Origin of the sequence: Sphingomonas beigongshangi (assembly GCF_016820445.1) — a bacterium.
Classification (GTDB): domain Bacteria; phylum Pseudomonadota; class Alphaproteobacteria; order Sphingomonadales; family Sphingomonadaceae; genus Sphingomonas; species Sphingomonas beigongshangi.
The window spans coordinates 32,652-52,347 of sequence record NZ_JADHDT010000012.1; the positions used below are offsets into that span (position 1 = coordinate 32,652).

The window sequence follows — 19,696 nt, forward strand, 5'->3', positions numbered from 1 at the left end:
GAGGGCGACGCCGCCCCCCCCGGCGTCACCCCAGGGCACCGCGCAATACCGCGCGCACGCCGCAGTCGCGGGGTTCGTACTCGACCGCCGCCTGCAGGCTCTGTGCCATCGAGCGGATGATGCGGGTGCCAAGACCCGTGCCACGCGGCGTTACCTCCGCCGGCATGCCGCAGCCGTCGTCCTCGACCGCCAGCAGATAGACGGCATCGTCGATCTGCGTGAGGGCGACGCGCACCTCGCCACCGCTGCCGGGATAGGCATATTTGCACGCGTTGGTGACGAGTTCGGTCACGATGACCCCCAGCGATACCGCGCGGTCGGTTGGCAGCCGAATGGGATCGGCCACGAGACGCAGCGCATGCGGCATCGTGTCGCTCGACAGCGTCTCCGCCAGTTCCTCGATCAGCGAGCCGAGATAGTCGCGCATGTCGACGCTCTCGACGTCGTTGGTGGTATAGAGCCGGCGGTGCACCTGGGCGATCGCGCCGATCCGGCGCTGGGTATCGTCCAGCGCGGCGCGGGCGGCGGGATCGGTGACGCCGCTCGCCTGCAACCGCACCATCGCGGTGACGAGTTGCAGCGAATTGGCGACGCGGTGATTGACCTCTCCGAGCAAAGCCTCCAGCCGCGCGTTGCTCGCGCGCAACTGCTCTTCCGCGCGAGCCTTCTCGCGGCTGAGCTGCGCCCGGTCGAGCACCTGTGCGAACGTCGCGGCGAGCAGGTCGAAGAAGTCCTCGCCGACCGTCTTCACCACGTAGTCCGCTGCACCCGCCTTGAGCGCGGCGACGGCGATGCGGCCCTCGTCGGAACCGGTCACGTAGACGACCGGCGGCGGTACCGGCAGCGCGGACAGACGCGCCAGCGTCTCGAGCCCGTCCATCCCGGGCATGTAATGGTCGACCGCGACCAGATCGAAAGCCGCATCGGCGGCGAGGGCGAGCCCTTCCGCGCCGCCATCGGCGAGCGTCACCGCATAACCGCGCCGTTCGAGCGCACGCGCCGCCAGCCGCCTGATGCCGGCGTCGTCGTCGATGTACAGGACGCTGGGCGTCGTGCTCACTGGTCCTCGACTTCGGGGACCTGGATCACCGACAGGAAGAGGCCCAATTGGCGGATCGCCTGGGCGAAGCTTTCGTAGTTCACCGGCTTGGTGATGTAGACGTTGCAGCCGAGATCGTAGCAGCGCTGGATCTCGACCTTGTCGTCGGTGGTGGTCAGGACGACGACCGGCGTCCGCTTCAGCGGGCTGCCTTCGTCCTTGATGCGCGCGAGGATGTCCGTGCCGCTCATATCGGGAAGGTTGAGGTCGAGCAGCACCAGCGCCGGCCCGTTCCGTGCGGGGCCGTCGGGCGCCTCGAACAGGAAGTGGAGCGCCTGATTGCCGTCGGTGAAATGCTTGATGTCGTTGAGGATGCCCGCGCGGCGGATGTTCTTCTCGATCAGGCGCGCGTGGCCCTCGTCATCCTCGATCATCACGATGCCGACGGATTGATGGGCGTTCATGGCTTGATATCCTGCGCTTCGAAGGTCTTGGGGAGGTTGAGGCGGAAGGTCGAACCCTCCCGCAGCGTGCTTTCCACCTCGATCGTCCCGCCGAGGCGATAGGCGAGCGCGCGGACGTGCGCCAGCCCGATCCCCTCGCCCGGCTGGTCCTGCTGCCCGGACCGGCGGAACAGGTCGAATATCCGCTGGTGATCGCGGGGGTCGATGCCGCGGCCGTTGTCCGCGACCGACAGCAAGACGCGTCCCCGACGCTCCTCGCCGGATACGGTGATCTGTCCGGGGCGGCCCGGCTGGAGATATTTGGACGCGTTCTCGATCAGGTTGGACAGGATCTGTTCGATGGCGACGCGATCGGTGGTCAGCGTCGGCATCGGCCGCCGTACCGTCAACGTCACGCCGCGATCGTCGAGGACGTGGCGGATCGATGCCTCGATCGTCTCCGCCACCGCCGCCGGATCGATGCGTTCCGGCGTGATCACGCGCCGCCCCTCGCGCGACAGCTTGAGGATGGCGTTGATCAGCCGGTCCATCTTCTGCGTCGAGGTGCGGATGAATCCGATCGCCTCCGGCAGATCCTCGCGCGCCGCGAGCCGCGCCTCTTCGGTGACGATGCCGGGGCATTCCGTTTCCGCCCGGTCCACCAGTTCCGCCAGTGGCGTAGTGGCGGCAGACAGCTCGGCGGTGAAGCCCATCACGTTGACCAGCGGCGAGCGCAGGTCGTGGCTGACGATATAGGCGAAGCGCTGGATCTCCTCGTTCGCCCGGCTGAGGTCGGCGGTACGTTCGGCCACCGTCTCCTCCAGCTGCTCGTTGAAGCGGCGAAGCGCGTCGCGCGACCGCGCCAGGTCGCGGGTGTAGCGCATCACGGTCAGCAGCGACGCGATCATCACCAGCACCAGCAGCACGCCGGCGACCGCGAGGATGACGTAGAAGGCCTGGAGGCTTTGTCGCTGCGCCTCGTCGCGCGTCGCGAGCAGCCGCCGCTCCTCCGCGGCCATCCTGTCGAAGGTGCTGCGGATCGCAGTCATCCGCCGGACGCTCGCCTCCTGGTAGAACAGGATCATCGCCTCGGTCATGCGGCCGCGGTCGACCATCGCGATCGACTGCGTCCGCGCCGCGAACAGCGTATCGAGCGCGCGGCGCAGCGCCGCGAGATTGGCGCGCTGGTTGGGATTGTCCTGCGTCAATCGACCCAGCCGCCCGATCGCCCCAGGCATTTCCGCCGCCCAGCGACGATAGGCATCGCGATATTCCCGGTTCGCGGTCAACAGGTAGCCACGACGCGACGCCTCCGCCTGTTCGATGAGGCGGCGCGCCGTCGCGATCGACAGTTCCACCTCATAGGTATGGACGACGGCGCGGGCGTGGTCCTGATTGCGCGCGGTTGCCCAGGCCGCGGCAATGCCCGCGGCGATCAGCGCGAGGAAGCCGACCAGCATGAAGGACAGGATGACGCGTCCGAAGCGCCCCTGCGATACGACGAAACGATTGCGGATAGTTGCCAGCACAATCCGTTGCTTAGGGCAGGGGTACTGGCTTGCATAGTAGCCGGCACCAGTCGCCCGGACGCTGTGGTACGGCGGGCACAGGGCAGGTGGCCGGGCACCGGTCGGGCAGGGGAGCCCGGTGCGGATCGCCGACTGCGGCCGGGCCCTAGTGTGCGATCAAGCGAGGCTGGATCGGCGCGGTACCGGCGCTCACCCTCACCCGGCAGCCCACGCAGCCTATCCTGATGGGCGGCCGGGGGAGTGAGGGGCGGTACCGCTTCTGCGCACGTGGATCACACTCTAGAGCAACAGATCCTGCGCGCTGGCGCGGCCGACCCGACCGCCGCCGCTGCGACGGTCCATCTCCGCATTGGCGGTGAAGCGGATGTCCGGGTCGCGGTCGGTCAGGAAGCCCATCAGGCTCTCATGATCCAGCTCGCGCCATTCCTTGCCGCGATGCGGACCGTAGCGGACGCGGGGCAGCAGGCCGGGGTCGCGCGACCATTCGAGCAGCTGGGCGAGGCTCGCTTCGTTCAGCTGGTCGCGCAGGTGATGCGCCGTGACATAGGCATCGGGGAAGGCCCGGTGCACCGGCAGGCCGCGCTGCTGATCCAGCCCTTCGGGCCGCCGCCAGTAGCGCAGGACCTGGTTGGAGAAGCTGGGGCTGTCCGGCCACAGACGCAGCGCGCATTTCCAGGTGCAGATCCAGTCTGCGCCATGCGTCAGGTTGGCGGTACAGAACTGCTGCTCGAAATCGGCGCGATGCGCGGCAAGGGCAATGCGGCGCGGATAGGGGTCGAGCACCCGGCGGGCGACATCGTGCCACCATGGCGCCTCGACGACGTCCTCGTCGAGGATGTGGTGGATCGCCTGGGTGATGGGCGGGATCGCCCGTCCCGGATTGACCAGGAGCGAGCCGCCCTCGCCCTCAAGCTCCCATCGGCCGGACGGCTGAAGCGCGACATCCTGCCAGCCGATCTCGCACACGCCATGGGCAGGCGGCGCGCTGCCGGTGGTTTCGAGGTCGATGACGCGGACGATCTGGGGAGTGGGACGCATTGACGCCAACATGGGTGTTCAGGCCCGGAAACGCCACCGGCAAATGCGGCCAGCATGGCGAAGCGGTCGTCCGCAGGACGAAAAGGGGAAAGCATTCAGCGGCAGCGTGGCGCATCGCCGCGAGACAGGAGGCGACGGCTGTTCTTGCCCCGGCGGATGGCCGGATGCGCTACCGCCACTCCTCGCTGTCGACGTCCAACTCGCGGACACCGCGGCGCTGGCGGGCGCGGTCGACGAGCTTGCGAAGCCCCTCGCGCCGCTCGCGCGCGGCGGGAACGTCGCGCAGCACGAACTGCGCGTTGCCCGTCGTGCGGTCGGTCGAAGTGATCGTGATCGTGCCGATGTCCGCGATCTGGTTGAGTAGCGAGAAATCGACGCGAATGTCCTTGATCCGGTACAATTCGATCTCGTCGATCGACTTCATCACCAATCCACGCCGCACGATCAGCCGCTGATCGGTGATCTCATAGGCGGTCGCCATGTTCTGCAGCCAGCGGACCGCGATGATGACGAGGCCCACGCCGATCGCGCAGGCGAGGACCGTCATCCATCCCAGGAAGCTGCCGAACAGCCAGCGTCCCGTGCTCGACCGGAAAGCGTCGACCGGACGTTCGGCGATATAGGTCCCCACCATGATCGCGGACCCTATCGGACGCGCGGTCGCTGTCAATCGCGCGCGACGCCACAGGCGGCGAGGTGCGCGTCGCACTCCGCCAGCAGACGCGCGAGCGCTGAGGCATCCCGGCCCTCGGCGCGTATCGTGAGCATGTCCTGCGTGTTGGACGCGCGCAGCAGCCACCAGCCGTCGGGAGAGGCGACGCGGACGCCGTCGATCGTCACCATGTCCGTTCCCGCGTCGGCGAGGCGCGTGCGGACCGCCTCGACGACCGCCCATTTGCGGGCCGGATCGATCGGGATCCGAAGATCGGGCGTGTTGACGAGCGAGGGCATCGCATCGCGCATCGCGTGCAGCGTGCCGCCGGACAGATGCACCGCGCGGATCAGCTGGATCGCGGCGTAGATCGCATCGTCGAACCCGTACCAGCCGTGGCGGAAGAAGATGTGGCCCGACAGCTCGCCGGCGATGCCTGCGTCATGGGTGAGCATCGCCTCCTTCATGGGGCTGTGGCCGGTGGCGCCCATCACGGGACGGCCGCCGAGCTGGGCGATGCGGTCGAAGACATATTGCGAGGATTTGACGTCGGCGACCACCGCGCTGCCGGGGCAGGCGGCGAGAACGGGCGCCATCAGCAGGCACAGCAGCTGATCTCCCCACAGGACGCGCCCCGCGCCGTCGACCGCCCCGATCCGGTCGCCGTCGCCGTCGAAGGCGACGCCGAAGTCGAGGCCGCGGTCGCGGACCAGCGCCTTCAGGTCGGCGAGGTTGGCTTCCTCGGTCGGATCGGGGTGATGGTTCGGAAAGCGGCCGTCGACGTCGGTGTAGAGAAGGTGGTGCTCGCCGGGCAGGTCGCGCACCAGGCGCTCGACGACGGGCCCGGCGGCGCCGTTCCCGCAATCCCAGCCGATCCGGTACGTGCCGCCCGCATAGCCGGCGAGCAGCCGGCCGACATAGGCGTCGAGCACGTCGACCTCGCGCACCATGCCGGTGCCGCTGCTCCAGTCCCCCGCGGCGGCGAGGCGTGCGAGATCCGCAACATCGTCGCCCCAGAAGGACCGATGCCCCACCACCAGCTTGAAGCCGTTGTCGCCGGGCGGGTTGTGGCTGCCCGTCACCTGCACGGCGCCGTCGACCCCCAGCGTCGCCTCGGCGTAGTTGAGCATCGGCGTCGGACCAACGCCGATACGCAGTACGTCGATGCCACCCTGGGTCAAACCCGCGACAAGGGCTTCCTCGAGTTCCGGCGACGACACACGCCCGTCGCGTCCGACGGCGACCCGCGTGCCGCCCAGGCGCCTCAGCCGGGTCGCGAACCCGCGCCCGACCGCATAGGCGTCCGCGCCGTCGAGATTGCGCCCGACCGTGCCGCGCACGTCATATTCCCGCAGGATGGCGGGATCGAGCCGATGCCGCGCCATCACGGCCGGTGATGGCGATGCATTCGTGCGCGACGCGGTCCAACCGCAGCCGCAGGCAGCGGTGGACGACCGGCGGCGCGCGATTGACGCGGCGGGATCATCCCAGGCGCGTCAGCAGCAGGTCGCGCGCCGCATTGGCGCGACGTGCCTCGTCCGCCGACCCGCCGCGATCGGGGTGCACTTCGGCCAGCAGCCGGCGATGGGCTGCGCGGATCGTCGCCTCATCGGCATTCGCCGGTACGCCGAGCAGGCGTCGCGCCGCGGCCTCGGGCGACATCTTCGGTTTGGGCGCGGGACGCAGATACCGCCAGGCGAGCCAGATCGCCGCCAGCGCGATCAGCCACTTCATGAAGCGTCCGCGAACAGCGGAAGTCCGGGCTCCGGCAGCTGCAGCGCGGCCATCATCTCGCGCAGTTCCTGGCGTGCGGCGACATGGCCAAGGCCCATCGCGCCGAATTCCTTCGAGTCGATCATCGTCAGGCCGGCCGGGAAGAGTTCGCGATAGATGACGCGTTCGCCCAGGCCGGGAATGATGCGGAACCCGACACGCTTCGCAAGCTGACCCAGCGCGTCCGAGACGCGGCGCATGTTGCGCGCCTCGATGTGCTGGAGGCGGTTGCGCAGCACCACCCAGTCGATCTGCGTTCCGTCCGCGCGCGCGCGCTGCTTGCGTGCATCCCAGATCAGTTCGGAATAGAAGCTGGGCCGGGTGACGTTGAACGTTTCCGGATCGACCTGTCCGATCAGGTCGAAATCGACGAAACTGTCGTTCATCGGCGTGACCAGCGTGTTCGACAGCGCCGCCGCGGTGCGCGCGAAGTGATCGTCGCGGCCGGGGGTGTCGACGATCAGATAGTCGGCACCCTCGGCAAGCCGGTGCCACTTCTCCTCGAACACGTGCTCGTTCACGCCGTCATGGGTGTCGTGGACCGGCATCGGCAGGTCGCTTCCGGTGCGCTTGATCGTGGCGGCGCGATTGTCGAGGTAGCGGCCGACGGTCCGCTGGCGGTGATCCAGGTCCAAACACGCGACCTTCGCGCCCTTGGCCGCGAGCGCGATGGCGACATGGACCGCGGTGGTCGACTTGCCGGTACCGCCCTTTTCGTTGGCGAAGACGATGACGTGCGGGGCATTAGGGACGGGGGGGCCTTCGGCCACTGGTCGCATCCTTGTTGATCGATGGTTGCTCCCTCCATAGAAGCCGCGCGCTGAATGTTCGAGGGGGTACGCGCGGTGCAGACGGTTAGGGACTTGGAAAGCTTGCGCCAAGCCATTGCTGGCTGGCAGGCGGACGGTTGCCGTGTCGCGCTGGTGCCGACGATGGGCGCGCTCCACGCTGGGCATATGGCGCTGGTCGAGGCGGCGCGGCGGCCGGGCACGAAGGTGGTCGCCTCGATCTTCGTCAATCCCAAGCAGTTCGGCCCGAACGAGGATCTGGCCCGCTACCCCCGGCGCGAGATGGCGGATGCGCGCCTGCTCGCCGACAATGGCTGCGATCTGCTCTGGCTGCCGCCGGTGGAGGCCATGTATCCCGACGGCTTCGCCACCACGGTGAGCGTCTCCGGCGTCAGCGAGGGGTTCGACGGCGCGTCGCGGCCCGGCCATTTCGACGGCGTCGCGACCGTCGTCGCAAAGCTGTTCAACCAGGCGCGGGCGGACGTCGCCTATTTCGGCGAGAAGGACTTCCAGCAGCTGGCCGTCATCCGCCGCATGGTCGCGGACCTCGACATGGCGATCGAGATCGTCGGCGTGCCCACCCAGCGCGACGACGACGGGCTCGCCCTGTCGTCGCGCAACATCTACCTCGACGAGGAGCAGCGAACGAAGGCGGTGGCGCTGCCGCGTGCGCTCGGCGTTGCGGCGCGCGCCATTGGCCGCGGGGACGCGAGCGAAACCGCGCTCGCGGAAGCACGCAGCACCCTGACCGCGGCAGGATTCGAGGTGGATTATGTCGCTCTCGTCGATTCGGAAACGCTCGTCGAACATCCGCTCGCCGACCGTCCGCGGCGGCTGCTCGCGGCGGCCCGTATGGGCACCACGCGGCTGATCGACAATATCGCTGTCGAGCCAAATGCATGATCTTATGGTTTTTTCTGCGTTAACTATTTCATAGCGAATCGTGCGCCATGGTGGCCCCATGAAAAACAGGGGCTACCAATGGGCAACAGTCTCAAGAGTGCGCAGTTTCTACTAGAAAGCCGGATACGGGACGCCGCGGGTGGTCGTCCCGAAGCGTTGTTCGACCTGGGCGTATGCTATTCGACCGGTACCTCGGGGGCGGGGATCGATCTGATCGAAGCACACAAATGGTTCAATCTCGCGGCGGTCTACGGACTGAGCGAGGCGGTCGACGCCCGTGCCGAAGTGGCCGAGGACATGACCGCGCGCGAGATCGCCGAGGCGCAGCGCCAGGCTCGCGCCTGGCTGATGATGCACCAGCGCCGCGCGGCGTAGGACAAGGACGGCCGCGGCTCTCGCTCATCCTTTTCCTTCCGACGGACGCCGTCGCCCGGGCCAGGCAACGTCGGCGCACGCGGACGCGCCCGCCGGCTTCGCCCGTATCCGGGTTTCGCCGGCCTGAACCGCGCGCCGTTAGCCGGCAGCCTTCTTGGGCGGTGCCTTCTTCGCTGCTGCCTTGGCTGGCGCTTTCTTGGCGGCCGGCTTGGCGGCTGCCTTTTTCGCCGGTGCCTTGTTCTTGGCCTTGCTCTTCGCTGGGGCCGCCGCGGCACGCGCGTCGATCAGCTGCGCGGCTTCTTCCAGCGTCAGCGCCTCGGGCGTGATCGACTTGGGCAGAGTCGCATTGGTCGTCCCATCGGTGACGTAGGGACCATAACGCCCCTCCATCAGCTTGATCTCGGCTTCGGTGCGCGGATGCTTGCCCAGTTCCTTCAGCGGCGCACGCGCGGCGCCCCGCTGCGGTCGGCCACCGCCTGCCGCGGCATCGGCGAGCTTCGCGACCGCTGCGTTCATGCCGGTCTCGAACACCTCGGCGGTCGACTGTAGCCGCGCATATTTGCCGCTGTGCGCCAGATAAGGGCCGTAGCGGCCGATGGAGGCGGTGATCGGCTCGCCCGTCTCGGGATGGTTGCCGATCGTGCGCGGCAGGCTGAGCAGCTTCAGCGCCCATTCCAGATCGAGTTCGCCGATATCCTTGGGTATCGACGCCCGCTTGGCGTCCTTGCCTTCGCCGAGCTGGATGTACGGACCGAAACGCCCGGACTTCCGTTCCACCTCGAGCCCCGTCGCCGGATCCTTGCCGAGGTTTTCCGGACCGGTGTCGGCGCCGTCCGCCGCGCCTGCCTGCGCGAAGCGGCGCGTGAACTTGCATTCCGGATAGTTGGAACAGGCGATGAAGGCGCCGAAGCGCCCGCCGCGCAGCGCCAGCCGTCCCTCGCCGCAATTGGGACACAGGCGCGGATCGGAGCCGTCCGCCTTTTCGGGGAAGAGATAGTCGCCGAGGAACTGGTCGAGCTCGGCGGTGATCGCGCTCGGCTGCTGTTCCATCACCTCCGCGGTGCGCGGCTTGAAGTCGCGCCAGAAGGCTTCGAGCACCTTCTGCCACTGCGCACGGCCGCCGGATACGTCGTCGAGTTCCTCTTCCAGTTCTGCCGTATAGTCGAACCCGACATACTTCTCGAAGAAGCGCTCCAGGAAGGCCGTGACCAGCCGCCCGCTTTCCTCGGCGAAGAAGCGGTTCTTCTCGACGCGGACATAGCCGCGGTCCTTCAGCGTCTTGATGATCGAGGCATAGGTCGACGGCCGGCCGATGCCCAATTCCTCCATCCGCTTGACCAGCGAGGCCTCGGAGAAGCGCGGCGGCGGCTGGGTGAAATGCTGCTCCGCGTCGACGGCCTTCTTCGCCGGCGAATCGCCTTCGCGCAGGCGCGGCAGGCGGCGCGCTTCCTCGTCCTGGGTGTCGTCGGTACCTTCCTCGTACAGCGCGAGGAAGCCGGGGAACATCACGACCTGGCCCGTCGCGCGCAACACGTTCCGACCCGTACCGTCCGCCATCTCGACCGTGGTCCGCTCCAGCCGGGCCGACGCCATCTGGCTCGCGAGCGCGCGCTTCCAGATCAGGCCGTAGAGGCGCGCATGGTCCCCCGACCCGACCCGGTCCTTGCCGAAATCGGTCGGCCTGATCGCCTCGTGGGCCTCCTGCGCGTTCTTCGCCTTGGTCTGGTACTGGCGCGGGGCATCGGGGACGTAATGCGCGTCGTAGCGGTCGGCGATCGCCCGGCGCGCGGCGCTGATCGCACTGCCGTCCATCTGCACGCCGTCGGTCCGCATGTAGGTGATCGCGCCGTCCTCGTAGAGCCCCTGCGCGATCCGCATCGTATGGTCGGCCGAGAAGCCAAGCTTGCGGGCGGCCTCCTGCTGCAGCGTGCTGGTGGTGAAGGGCGGCGGCGGGTTGCGCGTCGCAGGCTTGGTCTCGACCGATTGGACGGTGAACCGCCCCGCCTCGACGTCAGCCTTCGCGGCCAGCGCATCGCCCTGATTGCCGATCGAGAGCCGATCGAGCTTCTGCCCCTTCCACGTGACGAGGCGCGCGGCAAAGGGCGTGCCGTCATGCTCCATCTGGGCGATGACCGACCAATATTCCTGCGCGACGAACTTCTCGATCTCGCGTTCTCGGTCCACGATCAGGCGCAACGCGACGGACTGGACCCGCCCCGCCGACTTGGCGCCCGGCAGCTTGCGCCACAGCACCGGCGACAGCGTGAAGCCGACGAGATAGTCGAGCGCGCGCCGCGCGCGATAGGCGTCGATCAGGTCGGTATCGAGCTCGCGCGGGGCGGCCATGGCGGCGGTCACCGCAGGCTTGGTGATCGCATTGAACGTGACGCGCTGCACGTCCTTGGGCAGCGCCTTGCGCGCCCTGAGAACTTCCTGCACGTGCCAGCTGATCGCCTCGCCCTCGCGGTCGGGGTCGGTCGCGAGGATCAGGCGATCGGCGTGCTTCGCCTCGTCCGCGATCGCCTTCAGCTGGCGGGTCTTGTCGGCGTAATTTTCCCATTCCATCGCGAAGCCGGCGTCGGGGTCGACGCTGCCGTCCTTCGCCGGCAGATCGCGGACATGGCCGTAGGAGGCGAGGACGCGATAGTCCGAGCCGAGGTACTTTTCGATGGTTTTGGCCTTGGCCGGCGATTCGACGATGACAAGCTGCATGGCGGGGGCGTTAGCGTTCCTTACGTGTACGCGCGAGGGTGGGGAGCACCGACGCGGCCGTCAAGCGATCCGGCGTTCCCGAACGGCGCTTGGCCCTCATCGAGGAAGAGCGGGCGGCGGTGCCGGATGATCAATCCCGTCGCGCCCTTTGTTCGTGCACCAGATGAAGGCCGACGAGCCGCGCGAGCAGGGTGGCGGGAAACAATTGGCCGATCACCGCCTCGAGGCTGCGCGTCAGCGCGGCGGCGGGAACGATGTCGCCATAGCCGGTAGTGGTGATCGTCGTCAGGCTGAAATAGGTGAAGGCCGCCGTCGACCGCTCCGGAGCGGCGTGCAGCACGTCGGGCCCGGTGAAGGCATGCGGCACGTGCATGGCGACGATCCCGTACAGGATGGCGAACAGCGCGGCTATATCGAGGTACAGCAGCACCGCGCCGCGGATACGATGTGCCGTGACGCGCCCCGCGGCGAAGACATGATGCGCCACTACGCCCGTCACCGCGCCGTTGAAGACGAGCGCCGCGCCCGCGATCGCCTCATGCTGCTCCACCGGATCAAGGTGCAAGGCGCCGGTGAGCCGCAGGCCGAACAGCGGCCAGGCGACGAGCAGGGCGATCGACGCGGCGAGCACCATCTGCACGAGCCGATGGCGCGTCAGCACCGCGATACAGATCGCCGCGAAGGCAAGATGGCACAGGTCGAGCAGCGTTCGCCCGGCCGCCCAGTCCTGTGCGAGCGGGACGACGATGAACAGCGTCACCCCCTGCACCACCAGCAGCGCCGACAGGCTGTGATCGACCAGGCGGTCGCGGTCGTTGATCCATTGCGGCATGGGGCCGGTGTCCTCACCGTCGATCGGAGCGACACGCCCTTGCGGCCTGAACCCTGAATTGCGGATTGATGGACGCGGCGCGTCGTGGAGACGGCAGACCGTGGGCAGCGCGGTTCGCGTATTTGCCGGTGACTGCCGAACCACCCTTCGTATAGGATCGGCCGCACCGGCCGGATCGGCCAGCGGGGGGCATGGACATGACGGCGAAGACCGGAGTCGATTGGGCGCACGACGAATCGCAGCTTGAACGGCTGACCTTCTTTTCCGACGCGGTCTTCGCGATCGCCATGACGCTGCTCATCGTCGAGATCCATGTGCCGGAACTGCCCGTGCTCAGCGAGCGCGGACTGGGCATCCGCCTGATCAATCTGATGCCGCATTATATCGGCTTCTTGTCGAGCTTCCTCGTCATCGGCCGATTCTGGGTAGCGCACCACCAGCTGTTCGGCCTGCTGGACCGGACGAGTACGCGGCTGCTCTGGACGAACACCCTGTTCCTGCTCGCCGTCGCTTTCATGCCGTTTCCGGCCGCAGTGCTCAGTACCTACGTGCAACTGCGGGTCGGCGTGGGCTTCTATTGCGCGTGGCTGACCGTGCTCGGGCTTGCCAATCTGGTGCTGATCCGCGCCGCCTTCGCGCAAGGCACGCTGCTCAAACCCGGCGTGTCGCCCGAGCTGGAACGACAGCATCTCCGCGGCGCGATGATCCCCATATTTCTGGGTCTGCTCGCCCTCGTGGCCGGCATGATCTCGCCGCTCGCGGTGCTCGTGGCGCTGACGCTTGGCGGGCCGCTGATCGGCGCGGCATTGCGCCGCAAGGGAAGCGTTCCCGACTCCGGGCAGGCGCCGCCGGTGACCGCCGATCAGAGTAATCCCGCACATTAACAGTGTGTCTTTCTTACGAGAGTAACACGCTCGCGCACGCTAGGTCTTACACGCTAAGAAAGCGGCTTTCTCACCGGACATTCATTATCTATGTCGTCCCGAAAGGAGCTTTGGCTTGCTAGCGCAGTCTGTCGCGAATTCATGCTCAGACATTCCTGCAGTCGCCCGATGCGCGGCTCGGGAATGGCGGCATTGCATTTGAGCGGGGTGAATAAGGATCGTAATTCACCTAGATAGCCAGCAGCAGCAGCGAGGATGAGGGCGCTTGTCGATTGATCCGTGGAGTGCGTTCAAGGGCCTTAAGGGTTTCGCGGTGCCCGCCTTCAAGGCGGCACGCGAGCAGTGGCACGTCCGCGGCGCTTCGGCCGGCGGCGCGCCCGACCCGGCGACCGTCGATCGGGAGCTGGAATCCGCGCTCGACCTGCTGACTGGCGACGCCCCCACGCTCGCCAGCCACGTGGTTCAGCTCGCCAAGAACATCTTGGCAGACCCGCCGATCGCTCTCGGCGACCAACCGGTGCGGGAGTGGCTGAGAGATCCTGATGTACGAGCTTGCCTGAAGCGGGCCGCTTTCGCGCTTGTCGTTGGCACAGATGATGATGGCAGGGACCGACGCGAGGCTGCCGCAGCATACGTGGCGGCAACCGGCGACGGCGAATGGTACGGCGAGGCGATGTTCGACCAAGCGGTGGCATTCCTCGCGTTCAGCGTCGACGCCAAGCTGCCGGCGCATGCCAGGCTCGGCATCCAGGTGACCAACGCCAGAGCGGATCGCATCGAGCAGCAGGTGCGCGACGTCGGCGTCAGGCTGGACGGACAGCCTGAGATACTGCGCAACCTGATCAGAACCGAGGGCGCCGCGCTGGCGCGCGTACCGATCGACGTGATCGGCGACCACCTCCAGCGCGAGGTGGAGCTCGAGACAGCCTCAAGGTCAATAGACGACCCGGCAAGGCTCGGGCGCGTGGTCGCGCTGGCGGCAAGGGCACGGGACGGCGACCTCGCCTCCGCACCGCGCGACGCCCGCATCGCCGCGATGCGGCTGGCCGCCCAGCTGCTGGCCCGAGCCGAGCGGCCTGAGGAGGCCGACGAGCTTATTGCCGCAGCCGAGGCGATCGGCGCCACCGATCTCGCGACCGACCGGGCGCGGGTAGCGCTGGCGCGGAAGGACTGGACGGGCGCCATCGCGCTCGTCTCCCGGCGAAACGATCGGACTTCGCTCGGGCTGATGCTGGAGGCCATCGCAGGCCGCGACGGCCGGGAGCGCGCGCTGGACGTGCAGCCGGGCCACGCCCCGGCCGCTTCGCTCAACGGCTTCATGCTCCCGATGGTCGCGACCTGGCTCGCCGAGGCTGGACGATGGGACGAGGCGGAGGCCATGCTGGACGCGGCCGATGGCGACCATGTGGCTGAGAACCCGGTCCTGCTGTACCACCGGGCTCGCCTTAGGATAACGATGATGGTGCCCGAGGGCCGGCGCGAGGGCATGCTCGAGAACGCTGGCCAGTTCCCACGGGCGACCCACCTGCGGGACGATCCGGAGGGGGAGCGGCTGCGAACTTCGGCCCTCGCCGACCTTGACGCCCTGAAGGCGATCGGACCCCGGCTGCGCGCGCCGGAGTTCATGAATACGGTGGAGGCCACCCGCTTCTATCTTGCGCTCGGCTCGGCGAATGCCGGCATCCGCGAGGCCGCCCGCGCCGACCTTCTCCTAAGGCTCGATGATCCGGCAACGGTGCTCGACGTCGCATGGATCGCCATAGAGCATGGCCTCCCGTTCGATGACCGGCACCTTCGGGCCGAGCTCGAGCGGGCCGCGGCGCTGGGCGGCTGGACGGACGCACACTTCATGACCGCGCTCCAGCTCGCAATCCGCGGCGACGACGGCGACGAGATCCTCAATCTCATCGACGCGCATCGGGAGCGCGCCGCAAGGCTACTGCCGGCCGAGATCGCGCACGGACTGGAGGTTGAGGTCCTCGCCCGCAAGGGGAGAACCGCGGAGGCGCGCGAGCGGCTCGCGGCCGCCGGGGAGAAGCTAGAACCCGACTCCATTTCCCGGCTCGAGCTGGTCATCGCCGAGCAGGAGGGTGCTAACCAGGTGGCGCTCCGTCTCGCGGCCTACGAGGCCAGCCAATCCGAGACCGAGCTTCACTTCCTGGTTCAGGCGCTCGCGGAGGCGGACGACGAGCGCACCGCCGACTACGCGATTCGGCTCTGGCGCGAACGGCGTAGAACGGACGACGCAGTGCGAGCCTGCCGCGCGCTGTTCAACGCAGGCCGCGACGCCGAGCTGGATGCGTTTCTCGATGAGCTCGGCGACGTCGTCGAATCCCGGGCCTCGCTCCGCGAGCACGTCGCCTGGCGGCTCTACCGAGGCGGTCGTCTGGATGAGGCGCGTACCGCTACCGAAGCTCTTCGCGCGGATGATCCGGACCGGCCCAGCCTCAGGCAGCTGGCGATCAACATCGAGATCGAGGGCGGCGACTGGCACCGGCTCGCGCCCCTTGTCGTACAGGACCTGGAGCGCCGCGAACATCGCGACCCTCGGCAGCTCCTGCAGGCCGCGGGTATCGCCCATGCCGCCGGGAACCCTCTAGCCGATGACCTTGCGCGTGCCGCCGTGGAGCGCGAGCCCGACAATCCCTCCATCCTCGTGCAGGCCTACACCCTCGCCGTCCGCCGGGGGACTGACTGGGGTACCGAGGCTGGTGAATGGCTAAGGCGCGCCATCGCTGCCTCGGGCGAGGACGGGCCGCTCCAGAAGGGCAGCGTGCGCGAGGTGATCAGGATGCGAGACGAGGTCCAGGCGAGGGCCGCCGAGCTCGACCGCATGATCCTGTCGGGCGCGCTGCCGATAACGTTAGCCGCCCGACCGCTAGGCACGACGATGTCGGAGCTGATCCTCGCGCGGCTAGCCGAGAACGTTGCCCTGCCGCCCCGCGCGCGACTCTGCCTGCCGCTCGTGGCCGGCAACCGCTCTCCGCTCGACCTTGCGAACGCCGCACGCATCGGCCTCGACCCTGCGGCCATTCTCGCGCTTCAGCTCTGCGGCCTCCTTCAGCAGACATTGGATCACGTGCCCGGTATCGTGATCCCCGCGGGAACCCTGCCGCTCCTCCTCCACGACCTTGAGCAGGCACACCGTGTGCAGCCAGCTCGTGTGGAACAGGCGGTCAGGGTCAAGGCTCTAGTGGACGCCGGCTCGCTCCGCGTAATCGACGACGCGGGCCAGGAGGACGATATCGTCCACCTCCATCGGCATGCCGAAGCGCTTGACGGACGCTTGGTGCACACCTTTCCGCTGTTTGAGCCCGGATCGCTTGGCGAGCGCGAGCGCGATCCGGCTCCGTTCGCCGACAGACTGGCCAGCCCCGACGCTGTGGTGGAGGCCCTTGCCAGGCAAGGCGAGATCGCGGCGGAGGAGGCTGGCCAGGCGCTGGGCCGCGTCTCCGGTCTAGGCGGGCGCTGGCCGAATGAGCCCGACATCGACCTTGATCGGCCGCTCCTGCTCGACGGCGTCGTCGTCAACTCGTTCGAGGACTGCGGCATGCTCGACGCGCTGGTCGCCGCCGGCGTCGAACTCCACGTCGACGCTCATGCAATTCGCATCGCAGAGGCCGAGATCGCAGGTCAGCGCCGCTCTACCGAACTGGAGCGCGCGATCGAGGCGGTTCGGCGCGCGATCTCGTCGGCGCTCGCTTCCGGCAAGGTGACGCTGGGCCCCTTCGACCGCAGTAGGCTTAGAGAGAGCGACGGGTCGGAAAGAGGTCTCGAGATGACGCCGCTGGTGTCGCTGCTGCAGGAGGGTTCCCCCGTTGACGTCCTCGTCTCGGGAGATCGCATGGTGAACGGCCATGGCCATTTCACCGATGCCGCGGGGATGAACCGGCCGGTTGCAACCCCGCTCGACATGATCGACCACCTGCAGCGCATTGGCGCGATCGACGCGGCAAGGCGCGCGTCCGCTTATCGCAAGCTGCGGGAGGCCGGCGTGGCGCTGGTCCCAATCGAGGCGGACGAGGTGTTCGAGGCCGCTGCGACCGGCGACTGGACCAGGGGCGCCCCGCGTCCGCTGCGGGCGATCCGCGACTCGATCCACCTTCCGATACTGCGCGGCGCGGTGAACCTGCCGGCCGATCGGCTATGGCTCGAGAACAGCGTTGTTGCGATTGCGCGAGCCATCAGAGCTTGCTGGACGCGGCTGCCTGAAGTTAGCGCGGCCAGGGTAGCTGCCGATTGGCTCTTCGCCATGATCCCCGTCGTAGCCGGCCTCGCCGCCAAGGACGACCTCGACGACGCCCGGGTCTGGAGCGTTGCCACGACCGCCACCATGCACGCTCTGCTAGCGACCCCGATGAACGTGCCGGCGGAAAGGCTGGACGCGTACCATGAGTGGTGGGCGGAGGCAGTAGAATCGCGGCTGGAAGGCCGCGACCGCGCGGCGCTCGACACGACGGTGGAGCGCGTACGGCTCTTCCTGTTGATGCAAGAGGGCCTGGAGCAGGATGTCGACGGCGCGAAAATCAACATGACCGCCGTCGAGGTACGGCGAATGGTCGCCGGGTACATGCCACCCTCGCTGCTCGACAGGGTCACCGAGCGGGCGGATGCCCGTCGCGCGCTTGGATACGAGAGGGACGAGGTGGTCATTTCGGGCCACGACGTCGCAATCGAGGATCTCGTCGCGTTCCTTGGCGAAGCGTTTCGGGGGAACTCTACCGAACTGCTTGACTCCGACGGCAGGCCGCTCGCGACCGACCCGGCGCGCCGGGGTGACGGCAGAGTCATCGCCACGATCGAGGGCAAGTCGGTTGGGTTCGGAGAGGCGGGACTCTTCGCCGACGACGCCGACACCCGCCTGATCACGTTCGATCGGCTTACGGCCAACCGGACGCTGTCACCGGTCAGGTCCGCGCGCTGGCGCGCTCTGCTCGGGTCGGAGAAGCCGACGCCGGAGGCGTTCACCACCTTGTTCAAGGAGCTGAACACCACGTCCCAGGCTTTCGTGGAAGGCGTCGCCGCGAAGAGCGAGCTCGCGTTCGGCGACCTGATGGCGACGTCGCCGACCTACCTCGGAAATCTCCTCGACCCCGAACTGGGTGACGGGACGCTGCCGGGCGCGCTCGCCGCGCTGGCGGAAGCGACCGCAGCCTCGCGGCATGTCGCGTCAGCGATCGGCGCGTCGGCGACCCTGGCGGTCTCTCCCGACCTGCCGCTGGAAGTGATGACTGACGGACTAAGCGACGCGGACGTCGCCATCCTGGGCGTAGCGCTGTCTGGCGAGGCCGACCCGTTCAGCAAGCTCGCCGGCTTCACCGTGCTTGCCGGTCGCGCGCGCGACGTGACGTGCCGGGAGGCCGCGACGGTGGCGCTCGACCGTCTTCTCGGCGAGGAGGGGGCTATCGACACTTCGGTAGAGCTACTTGCGATCACCGCCACGATCGCGCTGACATCGCTCGATCAAGGCGTGCTCGCCGGTTCGCCCTCCGAATTCCGGCGTGCCCTTGCTCTCGCGCACGCCGGCCACGCATGCCGCGCACTGAGCCGCTTCGCTGTGGACCGGGCGGGGCTGCTGTCAGCTGTACGGCGGTGGGCCCTCTCGACGTGGGCGATAGGCGGGGCGATGGATCGGTGGGAGGCGCCGGTATGGGCGCGCGAATGGCTGGTTCCGGAAGCCATCGCCGCCAATCTGGTGGCTCGCGTGGCGATGGTCATCGACGCTGTTCCTTCGGAAGAGCGGCCCGACCGCTGGCATGAGATCACCACCGCACGATCCGAGATTCTCGAGTCACGCGGGATGGGACTCGGTCTCAGACTGCCCGGTCCGCTGGACGAGTTCGGCAAAGCGAGGCCGATCGAGGAGGAGGACGGTCACGCAGCCGTGACGTCCTTGGCGGAAGCACCTCCGGACGAGGCGGACTCGCTGCTCTTCGGCTTCAGCTGGGGCTACGTCCCGCCGGCGGACACATCCGTGCTGGAGGAACGCGCTTTGGCGCACGTCGACCGCGCCGCCGGTGAGGGCAGAGCGACGACGCCGATCATCGCGATGCAGGTCGCGGCCCGCTGGCGGATCTCGACGTTGGCGGAGGGCGTCGCCTGCCGGATCGTCGACCGGCGAACCGAATACAGGCTCGCCGTGCCCGCCGTCGTCCAACTTCTCGTTACGGCGGGCGCCGCGTTTCCCGAGGGCGAGCGTACCGCCTCTCTAGGACGCCATCTGAGGCGGCTGGTCAACTCGGGGCTGAACCCCAACGAATTCGCGCAGCTCGCCCGCGTCATCGAATTGCTCGAAACGGCCCGGCCGGAGTGGGTCGATGAACTGGAGGCGATCAGGTCGGGAGCGCTGCTCGGCGAATAGCTTTGCCGAGCACCGCTCCGTCTCGCTTCGTCGCTCCTGACCGACGGCTGGTTTCTTCAACAACTAGGGGCGCGAAACCGAGCTCAATCGTCCGTCGACGCGGCAGTGGAAGCGACCGTCGAACCCTTGTCGTCGAAGTCGTCGTCGCCGACTTCGGCTGACAGAAGGCCGGCTTGCTGCAGTTCCTGGACGCGCTCCATACGCGAGGCCTCCAGCTCTTCCTCCGTCTGCTGGAAGGACGTATGAAGGTGATGCACGACATCGAGCTTGAGCCAGGGTGCGATGGCTATTGAACCGCGCCGGGTTTGTCGGAGGCTCTAACTCCTGAGAGGAAGGGGCTATGACGAGCAAGACGACGAACAAGTTC

The 19,696-nt window shown here is 67.9% G+C and carries 15 protein-coding genes; 4 read left to right on the forward strand and 11 right to left on the reverse strand.

All coding sequences use genetic code 11. The features are described from left to right. Positions 1-25 precede the first annotated feature (25 nt). From IQ292_RS16945 to IQ292_RS16980, 8 genes are all read right to left on the reverse strand, one after another. The gene (locus IQ292_RS16945; RefSeq protein WP_203311510.1) at positions 26-1,060 is read right to left on the reverse strand and encodes a sensor histidine kinase; all 1,035 of its coding nucleotides are present in this window, start codon (positions 1,058-1,060) and stop codon (positions 26-28) included. Then, complete coding sequence (locus IQ292_RS16950) at positions 1,057-1,503, reverse strand: response regulator (protein ID WP_203311511.1); 447 nt, start codon at positions 1,501-1,503, stop codon at positions 1,057-1,059. Before IQ292_RS16950 ends, IQ292_RS16945 begins: the two co-directional genes overlap by 4 nt. After that, complete coding sequence (locus IQ292_RS16955; protein WP_287980769.1) at positions 1,500-3,011, reverse strand: sensor histidine kinase; 1,512 nt, start codon at positions 3,009-3,011, stop codon at positions 1,500-1,502. The genes IQ292_RS16950 and IQ292_RS16955 overlap by 4 nt, the downstream gene beginning before the upstream one ends. 279 nt (positions 3,012-3,290) lie before the next feature. Further along, complete coding sequence (locus IQ292_RS16960) at positions 3,291-4,049, reverse strand: 3'-5' exonuclease (RefSeq protein WP_203311512.1); 759 nt, start codon at positions 4,047-4,049, stop codon at positions 3,291-3,293. A gap of 169 nt (positions 4,050-4,218) precedes the next feature. Beyond that, positions 4,219-4,683 carry a PH domain-containing protein gene (locus IQ292_RS16965; RefSeq protein ID WP_203311513.1) on the reverse strand — a complete coding sequence of 155 codons (465 nt, stop codon included), beginning with the start codon at positions 4,681-4,683 and terminating at the stop codon, positions 4,219-4,221. 32 nt (positions 4,684-4,715) lie between these two features. Then, entirely contained in the window at positions 4,716-6,086 is a 1,371-nt protein-coding gene (gene pgmG, locus IQ292_RS16970) for a phosphoglucomutase/phosphomannomutase PgmG (protein WP_203311514.1), read from the reverse strand. Between the two features lie 97 nt (positions 6,087-6,183). Further along, on the reverse strand, positions 6,184-6,435 hold the full coding sequence (locus IQ292_RS16975; RefSeq protein WP_203311515.1) for a J domain-containing protein: 252 nt from the start codon (positions 6,433-6,435) through the stop codon (positions 6,184-6,186). Further along, positions 6,432-7,253 (reverse strand): division plane positioning ATPase MipZ, encoded by an 822-nt coding sequence (locus tag IQ292_RS16980; RefSeq protein ID WP_203311516.1) that lies wholly within the window; start codon positions 7,251-7,253, stop codon positions 6,432-6,434. The genes IQ292_RS16975 and IQ292_RS16980 overlap by 4 nt, the downstream gene beginning before the upstream one ends. Before the next feature lie 66 nt (positions 7,254-7,319). Here IQ292_RS16980 and panC point away from each other — a divergent pair, with 66 nt between their 5' ends. Both panC and IQ292_RS16990 read left to right on the forward strand, forming a co-directional pair. After that, positions 7,320-8,165 carry a pantoate--beta-alanine ligase gene (gene panC / locus IQ292_RS16985; RefSeq protein ID WP_203311526.1) on the forward strand — a complete coding sequence of 282 codons (846 nt, stop codon included), beginning with the start codon at positions 7,320-7,322 and terminating at the stop codon, positions 8,163-8,165. Positions 8,166-8,243: 78 nt separating this feature from the next. Continuing rightward, the gene (locus IQ292_RS16990) at positions 8,244-8,540 is read left to right on the forward strand and encodes an SEL1-like repeat protein (protein WP_203311517.1); all 297 of its coding nucleotides are present in this window, start codon (positions 8,244-8,246) and stop codon (positions 8,538-8,540) included. A gap of 138 nt (positions 8,541-8,678) precedes the next feature. Here IQ292_RS16990 and topA read toward each other — a convergent pair whose 3' ends face one another. After that, positions 8,679-11,252: a type I DNA topoisomerase gene (gene topA / locus IQ292_RS16995; RefSeq protein ID WP_203311518.1), complete on the reverse strand. Its 2,574-nt coding sequence runs from the start codon at positions 11,250-11,252 to the stop codon at positions 8,679-8,681. 130 nt (positions 11,253-11,382) lie between these two features. Next, positions 11,383-12,084 carry a potassium channel family protein gene (locus IQ292_RS17000; protein WP_203311519.1) on the reverse strand — a complete coding sequence of 234 codons (702 nt, stop codon included), beginning with the start codon at positions 12,082-12,084 and terminating at the stop codon, positions 11,383-11,385. 197 nt (positions 12,085-12,281) lie between these two features. On the opposite strand from IQ292_RS17000, the gene IQ292_RS17005 reads away from it, so the two are divergent. Both IQ292_RS17005 and IQ292_RS17010 read left to right on the forward strand, forming a co-directional pair. Continuing rightward, complete coding sequence (locus IQ292_RS17005; RefSeq protein WP_238941205.1) at positions 12,282-12,968, forward strand: TMEM175 family protein; 687 nt, start codon at positions 12,282-12,284, stop codon at positions 12,966-12,968. Positions 12,969-13,233: 265 nt separating this feature from the next. Further along, positions 13,234-19,329 carry an HTH domain-containing protein gene (locus IQ292_RS17010; protein ID WP_203311521.1) on the forward strand — a complete coding sequence of 2,032 codons (6,096 nt, stop codon included), beginning with the start codon at positions 13,234-13,236 and terminating at the stop codon, positions 19,327-19,329. An 83-nt stretch (positions 19,330-19,412) separates the two neighbouring features. Here IQ292_RS17010 and IQ292_RS17015 read toward each other — a convergent pair whose 3' ends face one another. Continuing rightward, positions 19,413-19,586, reverse strand: coding sequence for a hypothetical protein (locus IQ292_RS17015; RefSeq protein ID WP_203311522.1), 174 nt, complete (start codon positions 19,584-19,586; stop codon positions 19,413-19,415). Positions 19,587-19,696: the final 110 nt, after the last annotated feature.

Bases quoted from the DNA above. Each gene is read 5' to 3' on its own strand.
- IQ292_RS16980 (WP_203311516.1), bottom strand. From the start codon at position 7,253: ATGCGACCAGTGGCCGAAGGCCCCCCCGTCCCTAATGCCCCGCACGTC.
- topA (WP_203311518.1), bottom strand. From the start codon at position 11,252: ATGCAGCTTGTCATCGTCGAATCGCCGGCCAAGGCCAAAACCATCGAA.
- IQ292_RS16965 (WP_203311513.1), bottom strand. From the start codon at position 4,683: ATGGTGGGGACCTATATCGCCGAACGTCCGGTCGACGCTTTCCGGTCG.
- IQ292_RS16990 (WP_203311517.1), top strand. From the start codon at position 8,244: ATGGGCAACAGTCTCAAGAGTGCGCAGTTTCTACTAGAAAGCCGGATA.
- IQ292_RS16975 (WP_203311515.1), bottom strand. From the start codon at position 6,435: ATGAAGTGGCTGATCGCGCTGGCGGCGATCTGGCTCGCCTGGCGGTAT.
- IQ292_RS17000 (WP_203311519.1), bottom strand. From the start codon at position 12,084: ATGCCGCAATGGATCAACGACCGCGACCGCCTGGTCGATCACAGCCTG.
- IQ292_RS16960 (WP_203311512.1), bottom strand. From the start codon at position 4,049: ATGCGTCCCACTCCCCAGATCGTCCGCGTCATCGACCTCGAAACCACC.
- IQ292_RS16950 (WP_203311511.1), bottom strand. From the start codon at position 1,503: ATGAACGCCCATCAATCCGTCGGCATCGTGATGATCGAGGATGACGAG.
- IQ292_RS17005 (WP_238941205.1), top strand. From the start codon at position 12,282: ATGACGGCGAAGACCGGAGTCGATTGGGCGCACGACGAATCGCAGCTT.
- pgmG (WP_203311514.1), bottom strand. From the start codon at position 6,086: ATGGCGCGGCATCGGCTCGATCCCGCCATCCTGCGGGAATATGACGTG.